This is a genomic window from Streptomyces sp. NPDC057486, from assembly GCF_042802415.1.
GTDB lineage: Bacteria > Actinomycetota > Actinomycetes > Streptomycetales > Streptomycetaceae > Streptomyces > Streptomyces yanii.
Map to the genome: position 1 here is coordinate 1 of NZ_JBHVEE010000200.1, position 12,800 is coordinate 12,800.

The window sequence follows — 12,800 nt, forward strand, 5'->3', positions numbered from 1 at the left end:
GAGACAGCCCCGGTGGGGTGCGCGGGGCTCGGCCACGCAGGTGCGGTACGGATGTCAGGAGTTGCCGAGGGCACCGAAGGCGGGGATGACCGAGCCCTGGTAGGTGTCCTCGATGAACTTCTTGACCTCGTCGGAGTGGAGGAGCTTCACGAGCTTCTGGACGCGGGCGTCCTTCTCGTTGCCCTCCTTCACGGCGAGGATGTTGGCGTACGGGTTGCCGTCCGCCTTCTCCAGCACGAGGGCGTCCTTGGCGGGCTTGAGCTTGGCCTCGATGGCGTAGTTGCCGTTGATGACAGCGGCGTCGACATCGTTCAGGGCGCGGGGGACGGTTGCGGCCTCCAGCTCCTTGAACTCCAGGCCCTTCTTGTCCGTGATGTCGCTGATCTTGGCGTTGGTGCCGACGCCGTCCTTGATGGTGATCAGGCCGTTCGCGGCGAGGAGCTGGAGGGCGCGGCCCTCGTTGGTGGTGTCGTTCGGTACGGCGATGGTCTGGCCGGCCTTGATGTCCTTCAGGTCCTTGACCTTGTTGGAGTAGAGGCCGAGCGGCTCCAGGTGCACGTTGGCGACCGCGACGATGTGGGTGTTGTTCTTCTTGTTGAAGTCGTCGAGGTACGGCTGGTGCTGGAAGAAGTTGGCGTCGACCTGGCCGTTCTCGGTGGCGGTGTTCGGCAGGACGTAGTCCGTGAACTCCTTGACCTCGAGCTTGAGGCCCGCCTTGGCCGCCAGGTTCTTCTTGACGAAGTTCAGGATGTCGGCGTGCGGCGTCGGGGACGCGGCGACGACGAGCGCCTTGGAGGTATCTGCCTTCGCACCGGTCTCGCTCTTGGAGGCCGGGTCGGACGACGTACCGCAGGCGGTGAGGCCGAAGGCGAGGGCGGCGGTGGCGGCGGCAGCCGCGGTGATCTTGATGTTCTTACGCACGAAAAGTGCCTCTTTCTGGTGGTGAGGGTGGTGCGCCCGGACAAGGAGTTCGGGCTTGTGAGCGGAGAGAAAGTCTCAGGAGGCGGTGCGGCCCCGCCGGGCCAGCAGGCGTACGGCGATGTCGCCGATCAGCTGGACCGCGGTCACGATGACGACGAGCAGCGCGACGGTGATGAGCATGAACCGGTTGTCGAAGCGCTGGAATCCGTAGGTGACGGCCTTGGAGCCGAGTCCTTCACCACCGACCGCGCCGGCCATCGCTGAGTACCCGATGAGCACGATGACGGTGGTGGTGATCCCGGAGACGAGCGACGGCAGGGCCTGCGGCAGCAGCACCTTGCGGACGATCGTCGGGATGGATCCGCCCATCGACTGGACGGCCTCGACGAGCCCGTGGTCGACCTCGCGGATCGATGTCTCGACGAGCCGGGCGAAGAACGGGATGGCGCCGACGGCGAGCGGCACGATCATCGCGGTCGGGCCGATGAAGGTGCCGACGACCCAGGTGGTGAAGGGGATCAGGGCGATCAGCAGGATGATGAACGGCAGCGAGCGGCCGATGTTCACGATCACGCCGATGACCTTGTTCACCGCGGTGTTCCGGAGCAGTCCACCCTTGTCGGTGAGGACCAGCAGCACGCCGAGGGGCAGTCCGACGAGGACGGTGACGAGCGCGGACCACAGCACCATGTAGAGGGTGTCGACGGTTCCCTGGGACAACAGCGGCTGCATTTCGGACCAGGTCACTTGGCCACCTCCTTGGCGAGCGGGGTCTGGGTGAGCGGGGCGGGAGTCTGTACGGGGACTCCGGCGACGGCCGTGTCCACGACCTCGGCCTGCAGGCCCTGCTCGCGCAGGAAGCCGATGGGTACGACGTTCTCCTCGAAGCGGCCGGGCAGCTCGATCCGCATCCGGCCGATCTGCTTGCCGCCGACGGTGTCCATCGCGGCGCCCAGGATCGAGATGTCGATGTTGTACGTACGGGAGAGCTGGGAGATGACCGGCTGGGACGCCGCCTCGCCGTGGAAGGTGACGTCGACGACCGTGCGGTCGGGGCCGGAGGCCGTACCGCCGACCGGGAACAGCTCGTGTGCCAGTTCGGAGCCGGGGGTGGCGAGCAGTTCACCGACGGTGCCGGACTCGACGATGCGTCCCTTCTGCATGAGCGCGGCAGAGTCGCAGATCGTCTTGACGACGTCCATCTCGTGCGTGATCAGCAGGACGGTCAGGCCGAGCTGCTGGTTGAGGTCGCGCAGCAGCTGCAGGATGGAGCGGGTGGTCTCAGGGTCGAGGGCGGAGGTCGCCTCGTCGGAGAGCAGCACCTTGGGGTCCCCGGCGAGGGCGCGGGCGATGCCGACGCGCTGCTTCTGACCGCCGGAGAGCTGGCCGGGGTAGGCCTTCGCCTTGTCGGCGAGGCCGACCAGGTCGAGGAGTTCGAGGGCCTTGCGGGTGCGCTCCCGGCCCTGGACGCCCAGGATCTCGAGCGGCAGCTCGATGTTGTCCTGGACATTGCGCGAGGCCAGCAGGTTGAAGTGCTGGAAGACCATGCCGATGCGGCTGCGCGCCTCGCGCAGCTCCTTGCCGGCCCGGCGGCCCCGGCCCGCGAGGGCGGTGAGGTCCTGGCCGGCCACGGTCACGGTGCCGGAGGTGGGGCGTTCGAGCAGGTTGATGCAGCGGATCAGGGAGGACTTGCCGGCGCCGCTCTGTCCGATGACGCCGTACACCTCGCCCTCGCGGACGTGCAGGTCGACGCCGTCCAGGGCGGTGACCTCACGGCCGCGCGACTGGTAGACCTTCGTGAGGCCCGTAGTGGTGATCACAGGGTTTCCGTCACTGTCGAGTGCACGGCGCGGTGTCCGCCGGGCACGGGGCGTTCGTCTGATGAGACTGTTCGGACTCGGATGTTCGGGCCGGTGGGTCTCGGCAGGCTGCGGGCGGCGGGTGACCGGGGGGCAGCGCATGCGGGGGCAGGCTCGTTCCGCTGGGTGCGGACGGCAGGCTCGGTCTCGCTTCGGGGCGCGAGGCTCAGGCGGGGGCCCTCAGAAGGCGCGCATTCGACACATACAACGGGCACCGGGCGTGGTGATCGCCTCGGTCGCAAGGATGCGGCTGCTCGTCGTGGTCATGGGGCAAGTAAAACAGACGTCCCGTTCCATCGAGCCCGCCTGTCCGAATAGCGGACAGTCCTGGTCAGTCCGTGGACCTGTGCACCGGGCAGCCGCGATCCCGGTGAAACCCTCCGTGACCTGCACCGATACGGCGGCAGGGCGATGAGACCGCATCTGCGGGCGGCCCGGACCCGTCGTGCGTTGTGGCCAAGGCCACGGCCTTGCTCCCTGTCGCCGCGGAAGCAGCGCCCGGGCGCGGATCTGCAGGCGCATCCGCACCGGCCGGCCCGGGCCGGGGGCGCACGCGGGACGCCGTCCGGTCCGTAATACCCTCGCCTCATGCTTGTCGCCCTGACGGTCGCGGTCGCCGTGGCCGCGCTCGCCCTCGCCGCCTGGTGCGGTTTCGCCGCCTACCGGGACCAGCCGACCAAGGACTGGCACTTCATCGGAATGGCCATGGTGTCGCTGCTGGCGCTGGCCCAGTTGGTGGTGGGGATCGTGCTGCTGGCCCGGGGCGAGCGGCCGGAGCAGGGCATGACGATCTTCATCTGTTATCTCATCGGCGCCTTCGCGGCAGTGCCCGCAGCGGGTTTCCTGTCGCTGACCGAGCGGACCCGGTGGGGATCGGTGACGGTGGCGGCGGGCGCGGTCGTACTGGCCGTCCTGGAAGTACGGCTCCACGACATCTGGGGGAGCTGACGTGACCGACACCGATCGCCGCGCCGCCGGCGAGAAGACCGGCTTCCAGCTGGGCACCGGACCGGGCCGCGTACTGGTCTGGTTCTACGGGGTGTTCACCGTGGCCGCCGCCTCCCGCGCGATCGTCCAGATGATCCTGGACTTCGGCAGGGCGCCGCTCGCCTATGTGCTGTCGGCCGTCGCCGCGCTGGTGTACGGCTTCATCACGTACTCGCTGGTGCGCGGCGGCGAGAAGGCGCGCAGGACGGCGCTGGTGTGCTGCGCCGCCGAGCTCGCGGGCGTGCTGATCGTCGGTACGTGGACGCTGGTCGAGCCGTCCGCCTTCGCGGACGCCACCGTCTGGTCGTACCTCGGCAGGGACTACCTGTTCATCCCGGTGATCCTGCCGGTCACCGGGATGATCTGGCTGCGCCGCGCGAAGAACGCGTAACGCCCGCATCCCCGGGGTCCCCCGTGCCCCTCCCGGGAGGCTCTGCCCCGTCGCGCCGTCCGGCACGCCCTCCCCCCAAGGCCTTGAGGGCCAGGGGGACCCCCGTCCGCGTTGGTCGAAAGCCCTGGTAGCCCAACTACCGGGATGTCCGACCGCAAGGCGGAGGGTCGTCCTCGTACTGGACGTACGTGGACGACCCCGACAACGCAGCGAGCGTGCGTGCCGGACGCCGCGGGGCAGGCGGGACTTCCGGCACACGTCCTAGGCGCTGGCGACGTAGGCCTGCTCGGCGAGGTCCTTCTCCAGAAGGATCAGCCGGACACCGTCCTGACCGGTGGCGCTGCCCACAGGGGCGTAACCGGCTCGCCGGTAGAGCCGCAGATTGGTCTCGCTGCGGTGCCCGGTGTGCAGCCGGAACCGGGTGGCCGACCGCTGGTCGGCGAGTGCGGACTCCGCGGCGTTCAGCAGCCGGGCGCCGAGCCCGTGCCCCTGGAGCCGGGGGTGCACACAGAGCTTGCCGATCTCTCCGGTGCCGTCCGGATCGGTGGATCCGCGTACCGAACCGACGACTTCGTCACCGAGGCGTGCCACGAACACCAGGTTCGCGGTCACTTCGTCACGGACCGAGTCGAGGGTCTGCACCAGCGGGTCGATGCGGTAATTCCCGTAGAGCTCCGCCTCGCCCTGAAAACAGAGGTACTGGAGCTTCAGTATCTGTTCGGCGTCCTCCGCGGTCGCCGCCGAGATGATCACACTCATGCCCATGCGCGCATGCCTCCCGCTCACCTGGTCCACCGGTTGTCCCCTGCTCCTATCCCCGCAGTTCAGGAACGACAACCTCCGCCGCGAGCATTCTGCGCAGACATCCAAGGCATCGGGAACGGATCGGTCCCAAACTGCCTTGTGACATACCCAACTTCCCTGCGATTTCCTTGTACGTGGAATCGGTCGGGGCCAGCATCGCCGCCAGCAGGCTCGCGCACCGTCCGGGCAGCCGCTCCACCGCGGCGTGCAGCGCACGGCGCTCGTCGGCGCCGACCGCGGACCGCTCGGGGCAGTCGGCCGGACCAGGGATGATCCCATCGGCGTACGGACGTTCGCGCCGCGCGGTGCGGCGGGCGCGGCGCGCCTCCTCCCGTACGGTGTCGCGGACCCAGCGGGCCGGGTCGGCCGGCGGCGTCCGGTCCGCGAGCAGTTCCAGCAGCCGCAGCCAGACGGCCTGTTCGATATCGGCGGGTTCGACGGCCGCGCCCACTGCCGCGCAGTCGGCCTCGGCCGTCGCCTCGGCGCTGACGAGGGGGTACAGGGCACGCACGACGGCGGGGGCGTCTGCGGGAAGCGTCATGCCTCACCCGACGTGCCGCCGCGGACGGACGGTTGCCGTCCGCGGGGCGCATCACCCGACCGGGGCATGGCCGGCCGGGTGCTGACGCGGGGCGATATGTCAGTTCTTCGTGAAGTCCTCGGCGGCGAGCAGGGCGGTGTCCGGGTTGTCGGAGAAGATGCCGTCGATACCGGTCGCGAAGTACGTCTGGAACGCGCCGAATGCGTCGCCGTACGCGTTGGGGTCGGTGCCGCGACGGAAGTCGGCGGGCAGGAAGGAGTTCTCGTTGCGCATCGTGTACGGGTGCAGGATCAGGCCCTGCTCGTGCGCGTCCCGCACGAGGGAGGTCGGCGTAGTGAGCCGGCCCGACGCGTCCTTGGGAATGATCAGGTCCAGCGTGGGGCCTATGCCCTGTGCGAAGGACGCCATCCACTTCAGCCCCGCGGGGGTCACGAGGTCGTCGACGGTGCGCGGGTCGCCGGTCGCGACGAAGTCCCAGGGCCGCGATCCGGCGCCGGAGAGCAGGACGACGCGCGGGGAGGCGACGAGCTTCGACAGCCGCTGGATGCTGCTGGGTTCGAAGGACTGGAGGATCAGCGGCGACTGCGCGCGGTGGCGGTTGTAGCGGCGCAGCAGCTTGGCGAGCGGCTCCTCCAGCCCGAGCCCGAGACCGCGGAAGTAGGTGGGGTGCTTCGTCTCGACGTACAGCCAGATCTGCTTGCCGCGCCTGCGGCCCTCGCGGTCGGCCCACTGGAGCACCTCTTCGAAGGTGGGGACCTCCCAGCGGCCGTCGTAGAGGGTGTTCTTCTGGCGGTTGCCCGGGATGCGCTCCTTGGCGCGCAGCGTCTTCAGCTCGGCGAGGGTGAAGTCCTCGGTGAACCAGCCGGTCAGGGAGACCCCGTCGACCTTCTTGGTGGTCCTGCGGCCGGCGAACTCGGGGTGGGCCGATACATCGGTCGTGGCGGTGATGTCGTTCTCGTGACGGCAGACGAGATGGCCGTCCTTGGTGGGGACCAGGTCCTGCTCGATGATGTGCGCGCCCATGTCGAGGGCCAGCTGGTACGAGCCGAGGGTGTGCTCCGGTCGGTAGCCACTGGTGCCGCGGTGACCGATGACGGTCGGCACGGGAAGGTCCAGCGGGCTGCCGTGGTCACCGGACCGCTCGGCGGCGTCCGCCGTGCCGGGAAGTCCGAGCGCGGCCGCGCCGAGTACGGCCGCTCCCGCTCCCAGGACGGTCCGACGACCGGGGTTCGCCTGCGCACGCTCTGTCATGAATGCTCCCTCGCATGTGATGTGTGGCACCGTCGAGCGAGGCCCGATCGTAGGCAGCCACACCGTCCGGACGGCAGCTCATGGACGAACATGGCGGAAACACACGTCAACACTGCGTGTCGACTCGATGAACCCGATGTGCGAACAGCGAGTACCCGCGAGTATCGTCCTCACCTGCATGGACCGTCACGATCCCGCGCCTCGGCCGGCCGGCCACTACACCGGAGGAACCGTTGTCCCGACACGCACTCATCAAGGCAGTGCTCGGACCGATCTTGCGCCTGATGTTCCGCCCCCAGGTGGAGGGCGTGGAGAACATCCCGGGCGACGGTCCGGTGATCCTCGCGGGCAACCATCTGACATTCATCGACTCGATGATCATGCCGATCTGCTGCGACCGGCCGGTGTTCTACATCGGCAAGGACGAGTACGTGACGGGCAAGGGCCTCAAGGGCCGGATGATGGCCTGGTTCTTCACCGGCTGCGGCATGATCCCGGTGGACCGGGACGGCGGGCGCGGCGGTGTCGCGGCGCTGATGACGGGCCGTCGGGTGCTGGAGGAGGGCAAGGCCTTCGCCATCTACCCGGAGGGCACCCGCTCCCCCGACGGCCGTCTCTACCGCGGTCGTACGGGCATCGCCAGGCTGACGCTGATGACGGGCGCGCCGGTGGTGCCGTTCGCGATGATCGGCACGGACAAGCTGCAGCCCGGTGGTGCGGGTCTGCCCCGTCCCGGCAAGGTGACGGTCCGCTTCGGCGAGCAGATGGAGTTCTCCCGGTACGAGGGCATGGACCGCGACCGCTATGTCCTGCGGGCGGTGACGGACTCCGTGATGGCCGAGGTGATGCGGCTGTCGGGCCAGGAGTACGTCGACATGTATGCGACGAAGGCGAAGGCCGCCTGACCGGACTTGTGGAAGGGCCCGTACCCCATTCGGCGGTACGGGCCCTTCCGTATGTCGGGACAACCCGAATGGCCGCACGCCCTAGGGGTGTTCGATCTCCTCCTCCAGCGCCTGGCCGCGCAACAGGAACCAGGAAGCGACGGCCGTCGCCAGCAGGACCACAGCGCCGACGCCCGAAGCGATGTGCAGCCCGTCGACGAACGAGGCCTGCGCCGCGGAGACCAGGGCGTTCCCCTGCGCCTCCGGCAGGCCGTGGGCCGCTTCGACCGCGCCGCCCAGTGACTCGTGGGCGGCCGCGGCGATCTCGGCCGGGACGCCGTTCGGAGTGACGAAGTCCTGGTAGACGCCGGTGACGATGGAGCCGAGCAGAGCGATCCCCAGGGCCGCGCCGAGCTCGTACGCCGTCTCGGAGACCGCGGACGCGGAGCCCGCGTACTCCTTCGGGACGCTGGAGAGGATCACGTCCGCGGTCACGGTGAAGGCGAAGCCCGCGCCGATGCCGACGACCAGCAGCAGCAAGCCGATCAGCGGATAGCCGGTCTCCTGGTGGACGAAGGTGACGCCGGCGAGTGCGACGCCGACCGCCGCCAGTCCGGCGGAGACCACGGACCTGACCGAGAAGCGGCGGGCGGCCATGCCCGCGACCAGACCGCAGGCAACCGCGCCGACGGCCGCGGGCAGTTCGGCGAGCCCGGCCTCCAGCGGTCCGCGTCCCTGGACCAGTTGCAGGAACTGGGAGAGGAAGAAGACGAGCCCGGACAGGCCGAGGATGGTGAGCAGGTCGGCGAGGACTGCGCCCGAGAAGCCGCGGTGGTGGAAGAGCCGCATGTCCAGCAGCGGCTCGGGGAGCTTCAGCTGCCTGCGGACGAACCAGTACAGTGCGCCCGCACCGCCGATGCCGAAGACCGCGACCTCCCCGCTCGCCCCGTGCGCGGCCAGCTCCTTGATCGCGTACACGACACCGATCATGCCGATCAGGGAGAGCGCGACACTGACCAAATCCCAGGGGCCGGGCGCCGGGTTCTTCGACTCCGGAATCATGCGGATGCCGACGACCACGAGGACCACCATCACCGGCAGATTGATCAGGAAGACCGAGCCCCACCAGAAGTGCTGGAGCAGGAATCCTCCGACGACCGGACCCACCGCGGCGCCCGCAGACGCCATGGCCCCCCAGATACCGATGGCGAAGCTGCGCTCGCGCGGGTCGTTGAAGAGGTTGCGGATCAGGGCGAGGGTGGACGGCATCAGGGTGGCGCCGGCGACCCCGAGCAGCGCCCGCGCCAGGATCATCATCTCGGGGCTGCTCGCGTACGCGTTCAGCACGGAGACCGCACCGAACGCGATGGCGCCGCTCAGCAGCAGTTTCTTGCGGCCGATGCGGTCACCGAGGCTGCCCATGGAGACCAGGAGTCCGGCGATGACGAACGAGTAGACATCGCCGATCCAGAGGAGCTGGGTGCCGGTCGGCTGGAGATCCTCGGTGAGGAACGGTGTCGCCAGGCCGAGGACCGTGGCATCGACGGCCACCAGCAGCACGGCGAGGACGAGGACGGCCAGCGCGATCCACCGCCCGGGTCGGCGCAGCTCGTCCGACGTCTCCGTGCGCTGGTCGAGGCTGGTCATTGCTCCACGCTCCGGCGCGCTCCGCCGAGCAGCAACTCGACGATCATGTACTGGAAGTCCTGTCCGGCAACCCGGCCCACCTGGACAGCCCAGGCACCGGTGGAGACGAGTCCGTAGAGGGCCTCGGTCAGCCAGGCCGGGGTCAGGTCGATCCTGAACTCGCCGCGCTCCTGGCCGCGCCGGAAGAAGGCGGAGACCCTTGCGTCCGTCCGGTTCCAGCCCTCGTTCACTTCCTCGCCCTCGAAGAGCTGGTTCTCCGTGACGAGGAAGGACAGCAGTCCGGCGCTCGGTTCAACGGCCGCGATCAGCCGTCGCAGCGCCTCCTCCGAGGTTCCCCTGTCGAGCTCAGCGGCGTCCAGGGCCGCTTCGAACTCCTGGATGCCCAGGTTCTCCAACGCTCTGACCAGGGCGTCCCGTCCCGCGAAGTGCCGATGCAGGGTGGCGCGCCCGATGCCCGCCGCTCGCGCGACCTCGTCCATGGTGGCGGTCGATTTACGGGTCAGCAGAGCGGCGGCACTGCGCAGCACCTGCTCACGATCAAGAGTCATGAGACGAGAGTAACCCATATGAGACAAGGATGTCTCATTGAATAGTGCGTCGCCCCTCCCTGCCAGGTGGCGGGACCATGGCGCCATGAAGCTGCTGCTGCTGATCGACATCGACGGTCCGCTCAATCCGTACGCGGCACTGTCACGCCGTCGCATCCCCGACGGATATACGAGACACCGGATGAGGCCGACGGGGTGGACCGTCGGGCCCGCACTGCCCGTCCTGCTCAACCCGGCGCACGGGGCGGAGCTGCTGGCGCTCGCCGGCCGGTACGACCTGGTCTGGGCGACAACCTGGGAGGGCGAGGCCAACGAGTGGATAGGCCCGCATCTCGGACTGCCGCCGCTGCCGTACATCGACTGGCCGGCGATGCACGGCAGCGCGCCGGACGGGACGCTCTGGAAGACGCAGTACGTCGTGGAGTACGCGGCGGGGCGGCCGTTCGCGTGGGTCGACGACGAGATAACCGAGCGGGACCGGGCGTGGATCGCCCGACAGGGACCGGGCCGGTCGCTGCTGCTCCAGATCGATCCGCGGATCGGGCTGGAGCGCGCCGACTTCGACGCGCTCGCCCGGTGGGCTGCGGACCGGGACGAGAACTGAGCCCCGGGCCGCGGCCCTGCTCAGTCGTTGAGCACGGTCAGATCCAGCTCCGGCAGCCGGGCCGGGTCGTTGATCACGTACAGCTCGGTGACCCTGCCTCGCTCGATCGTGAACCGCATGACCGAGAACCGCTGTCCTTCGCGGGTCGAGATGACCGCGAGGGCCCCGTCGACGAGCGCCATCTGCGAGGAGCGGGCGAACGGCGCGAACATCATCGCCTGGCGGGCCACCGACGCGGCTCCGCGCACCAGCGACGGGGCACCCGCGCCGCCGTCGGACCGTGCCACCACGTCCGGGTCGAGCACGGCGACGAGTGCGTCGAAGTCGCCGCCCCGGGCGGCGGCAAGGAACGCCTCGACGACCTCGCGCCTGCGGACGAGATCGGGATCGGGCGCCGGATCCACGCCCTGGACCCGGCGCCGCGCCCTGCTGGCGAGCTGGCGGGCCGCGGCCGGGGTGCGGTCGACCATGCGCCCGATCTCGTCGAACGGCACCGCGAACATGTCGTGCAGCACGAACGCCAGCCGCTCGGCGGGGTCCAGCGTCTCCAGCACCACGAGCAGTGCGAGCCCGACCGAGTCGGCCATCAGCGCCTGCTGCTCGGGGTCACCGCCGGGCTGCGGGCCGAGGACCGGATCGGGGGTGCGTCCGTCGGGTGTCTGTGCCTCCAGCTGCTCCTCGCGCCGGGACCGGCGGGAGCGCAGCATGTCCAGGCAGACCCGGCCGACGACCGTGGTCAGCCAGCCGCCCAGGTTGTCGATCTGCCGGTCGTCGGAGCGGCTGAGCCGGATCCACGCTTCCTGGACGGCGTCCTCCGCCTCGCTCAGCGAGCCGAGCATCCGGTAGGCCACGGCCTTCAGATGGGTCCGGTTCTCCTCGAAGCGTGCTGCCAGAAACTCGTTCTCGTCCACAGAACCATTCCTCCGTCGCGTGCCGTCACAGCATTGACGCATGGAACGGCGCCGATGTGACGGGACGGCCGATGGTCAAGGAATCGGCAGGTGCGCCGCCGATCAGCTCCAGGGCAGCGCGGCGCGGTGGCGCCAGTACGCCTCGGGCTCCTCGACCAGCGCGTCGAGCTGGGACCGCCGCTCCTCGTCGAGGCCGAGAAGCGGGGCATGCAGGTTGCCGGCGAGCTGGGTGACCGTCGCCGCGCCGGAGAGCACGACGCCGGCCCACGGCTGGTGCAGCACCAGCGCAAGCGCGACCGCGTCGCTCCCGAGGCCCGCCTCGGCCGCGATCTCCTGGACGATCGCCGGGGCATCCGTTCCGGCGAGGCGTCCGTTGGCCATGGCTTCCTTGACGATCACGGTCAGCCCGGCCTCGTGCGCCTCGGCGAGCGCAGAACCGGCTGAGGTCTCCAGGGCGTTGTAGGTGGCCTGGACGGTACGGAAGAGGGGTTCGCCGTCGACCCTGACGGTGAGCGCGGCACGGATGGCGTCCGCCTGGGCGGGGCCGCTGGTGGAGAGCCCGACGCTGACCCCGTCCGCCGCGAGTTCGGCGAGCCGCGCGTGGAGTTCCTTGTCGGTGAGGGCCGGGCTGTCGGCGGTCACCGAGTGGATCTGGTAGAGGTCGAGCCGGTCGCCGAGCAGCGCCTCGGTCTCGGCGCGCTGCCGCTCGAACGTGGCGAGGCTGTGGTCCTTGACCTCGTGCGCCTCGGCGTCGACGCTCCAGTCGGCGGTGTAGGTGTAGCCCCACTTGCTGCCGATGACGACATCACGTACCTCGGGACGGGCCGCCAGCCAGGCGCCGAGGAACTCCTCGGAGCGGCCGTAGGAGCGGGCGGCGTCGAAGTAGCGGACGCCCTGGGCGTAGGCGGCGTCGAGCAGTTCATGGGTGCGCTCGCGCAGGGCGTCGACGCTCCGGTCCTCGGGCAGGTCCCGGTCGCGGTGGAGATTGATGTAGCCGGGCCGGCCGACCGCGGCCAGGCCGAGCCCGATATGGGCGGTCGGGGTCGTGGCCGAGGCCAGGCGTCCGAAGGGCATCGCGGGCTCCTCGTCGATGGGGTGCTCCCGGCCAACGTAACGCAGCGGGATTCCCGTGCGTCCAGACGCGGGATTCGGCCGTCGGGTCCTCGCCGGCCGGGAGCGGGCCGGGGCCGGCCGGACCTCACCCCTCGGACCTGCGCCGACCTGGTCGAGGCCGGCCGGCAGGCCGGCTTCCATGCCGTCCGGGAGTTTCAGCCGGATGGGCACGGGCGGAAGCAGACAGGTGGTCATCGGCCCGGCGAGTGCGGGTGCCGGCGTCCTCACCGTCACAGCGGTGACGTGGTGGTCGGCCGCACCCCGGACGCCCTCGTCGCGGTTCGGTCGCCCGTCCGTACGGACGCGACGAGGCGGGGAGCGCACAACCGCTCCCCGCCG

At 69.8% G+C, this 12,800-nt stretch carries 14 protein-coding genes; 4 read left to right on the top strand and 10 right to left on the bottom strand.

Annotated elements, in window-relative coordinates; genetic code table 11:
* Nucleotides 1–54: 54 nt before the first annotated feature.
* The 3 genes from ACFU6I_RS45115 to ACFU6I_RS45125 all read right to left on the bottom strand — a co-directional run bounded on the left by ACFU6I_RS45115 (nt 55) and on the right by ACFU6I_RS45125 (nt 2,741).
* Entirely contained in the window at nt 55–921 is an 867-nt protein-coding gene (locus ACFU6I_RS45115) for a MetQ/NlpA family ABC transporter substrate-binding protein (RefSeq protein ID WP_384379361.1), read from the bottom strand.
* A 75-nt stretch (nt 922–996) separates the two neighbouring features.
* Nucleotides 997–1,668 carry a methionine ABC transporter permease gene (locus ACFU6I_RS45120; protein WP_384379364.1) on the bottom strand — a complete coding sequence of 224 codons (672 nt, stop codon included), beginning with the start codon at nt 1,666–1,668 and terminating at the stop codon, nt 997–999.
* Entirely contained in the window at nt 1,665–2,741 is a 1,077-nt protein-coding gene (locus ACFU6I_RS45125; RefSeq protein ID WP_384379366.1) for a methionine ABC transporter ATP-binding protein, read from the bottom strand. Before ACFU6I_RS45125 ends, ACFU6I_RS45120 begins: the two co-directional genes overlap by 4 nt.
* A 627-nt stretch (nt 2,742–3,368) precedes the next feature.
* Between ACFU6I_RS45125 and ACFU6I_RS45130 the strand changes: the two genes are divergently transcribed.
* Nucleotides 3,369–3,728, top strand: coding sequence for a hypothetical protein (locus tag ACFU6I_RS45130; protein WP_384379369.1), 360 nt, complete (start codon nt 3,369–3,371; stop codon nt 3,726–3,728).
* Nucleotide 3,729: 1 nt separating this feature from the next.
* Nucleotides 3,730–4,158: a hypothetical protein gene (locus ACFU6I_RS45135; RefSeq protein WP_358862079.1), complete on the top strand. Its 429-nt coding sequence runs from the start codon at nt 3,730–3,732 to the stop codon at nt 4,156–4,158.
* A gap of 261 nt (nt 4,159–4,419) precedes the next feature.
* On the opposite strand, the gene ACFU6I_RS45140 is transcribed toward ACFU6I_RS45135, so the two are convergent.
* The 3 genes from ACFU6I_RS45140 to ACFU6I_RS45150 form a co-directional block, all read right to left on the bottom strand.
* A complete protein-coding gene (locus ACFU6I_RS45140; RefSeq protein ID WP_384379372.1) occupies nt 4,420–4,923 on the bottom strand; it encodes a GNAT family N-acetyltransferase in 504 nt (167 codons plus the stop codon).
* A 46-nt stretch (nt 4,924–4,969) separates the two neighbouring features.
* Nucleotides 4,970–5,503, bottom strand: coding sequence for a sigma-70 family RNA polymerase sigma factor (locus ACFU6I_RS45145; RefSeq protein ID WP_384379375.1), 534 nt, complete (start codon nt 5,501–5,503; stop codon nt 4,970–4,972).
* 99 nt (nt 5,504–5,602) lie between these two features.
* Complete coding sequence (locus ACFU6I_RS45150) at nt 5,603–6,754, bottom strand: glycerophosphodiester phosphodiesterase (protein ID WP_384379378.1); 1,152 nt, start codon at nt 6,752–6,754, stop codon at nt 5,603–5,605.
* 233 nt (nt 6,755–6,987) lie between these two features.
* On the opposite strand from ACFU6I_RS45150, the gene ACFU6I_RS45155 reads away from it, so the two are divergent.
* The gene (locus ACFU6I_RS45155) at nt 6,988–7,659 is read left to right on the top strand and encodes a lysophospholipid acyltransferase family protein (RefSeq protein ID WP_345513134.1); all 672 of its coding nucleotides are present in this window, start codon (nt 6,988–6,990) and stop codon (nt 7,657–7,659) included.
* A gap of 81 nt (nt 7,660–7,740) precedes the next feature.
* Here ACFU6I_RS45155 and ACFU6I_RS45160 read toward each other — a convergent pair whose 3' ends face one another.
* Together ACFU6I_RS45160 and ACFU6I_RS45165 are read right to left on the bottom strand one after the other, a co-directional pair.
* Nucleotides 7,741–9,285 (bottom strand): MFS transporter, encoded by a 1,545-nt coding sequence (locus ACFU6I_RS45160; RefSeq protein WP_384379381.1) that lies wholly within the window; start codon nt 9,283–9,285, stop codon nt 7,741–7,743.
* A complete protein-coding gene (locus ACFU6I_RS45165) occupies nt 9,282–9,833 on the bottom strand; it encodes a TetR/AcrR family transcriptional regulator (protein WP_384379384.1) in 552 nt (183 codons plus the stop codon). Before ACFU6I_RS45165 ends, ACFU6I_RS45160 begins: the two co-directional genes overlap by 4 nt.
* An 85-nt stretch (nt 9,834–9,918) precedes the next feature.
* Between ACFU6I_RS45165 and ACFU6I_RS45170 the strand changes: the two genes are divergently transcribed.
* On the top strand, nt 9,919–10,437 hold the full coding sequence (locus ACFU6I_RS45170; RefSeq protein WP_384379388.1) for a hypothetical protein: 519 nt from the start codon (nt 9,919–9,921) through the stop codon (nt 10,435–10,437).
* A gap of 20 nt (nt 10,438–10,457) precedes the next feature.
* Here ACFU6I_RS45170 and ACFU6I_RS45175 read toward each other — a convergent pair whose 3' ends face one another.
* Together ACFU6I_RS45175 and ACFU6I_RS45180 are read right to left on the bottom strand one after the other, a co-directional pair.
* Nucleotides 10,458–11,348 carry a sigma-70 family RNA polymerase sigma factor gene (locus tag ACFU6I_RS45175; protein WP_384379391.1) on the bottom strand — a complete coding sequence of 297 codons (891 nt, stop codon included), beginning with the start codon at nt 11,346–11,348 and terminating at the stop codon, nt 10,458–10,460.
* A gap of 102 nt (nt 11,349–11,450) precedes the next feature.
* The gene (locus tag ACFU6I_RS45180) at nt 11,451–12,422 is read right to left on the bottom strand and encodes an aldo/keto reductase (RefSeq protein ID WP_345513128.1); all 972 of its coding nucleotides are present in this window, start codon (nt 12,420–12,422) and stop codon (nt 11,451–11,453) included.
* Nucleotides 12,423–12,800: the final 378 nt, after the last annotated feature.

Excerpts from the sequence above, each read along its gene's own strand:
- ACFU6I_RS45130 (WP_384379369.1), top strand. The coding sequence starts at position 3,369 with ATGCTTGTCGCCCTGACGGTCGCGGTCGCCGTGGCCGCGCTCGCCCTC.
- ACFU6I_RS45140 (WP_384379372.1), bottom strand. The coding sequence starts at position 4,923 with ATGGGCATGAGTGTGATCATCTCGGCGGCGACCGCGGAGGACGCCGAA.
- ACFU6I_RS45145 (WP_384379375.1), bottom strand. The coding sequence starts at position 5,503 with ATGACGCTTCCCGCAGACGCCCCCGCCGTCGTGCGTGCCCTGTACCCC.
- ACFU6I_RS45150 (WP_384379378.1), bottom strand. The coding sequence starts at position 6,754 with ATGACAGAGCGTGCGCAGGCGAACCCCGGTCGTCGGACCGTCCTGGGA.
- ACFU6I_RS45160 (WP_384379381.1), bottom strand. The coding sequence starts at position 9,285 with ATGACCAGCCTCGACCAGCGCACGGAGACGTCGGACGAGCTGCGCCGA.
- ACFU6I_RS45165 (WP_384379384.1), bottom strand. The coding sequence starts at position 9,833 with ATGACTCTTGATCGTGAGCAGGTGCTGCGCAGTGCCGCCGCTCTGCTG.
- ACFU6I_RS45170 (WP_384379388.1), top strand. The coding sequence starts at position 9,919 with ATGAAGCTGCTGCTGCTGATCGACATCGACGGTCCGCTCAATCCGTAC.
- ACFU6I_RS45180 (WP_345513128.1), bottom strand. The coding sequence starts at position 12,422 with ATGCCCTTCGGACGCCTGGCCTCGGCCACGACCCCGACCGCCCATATC.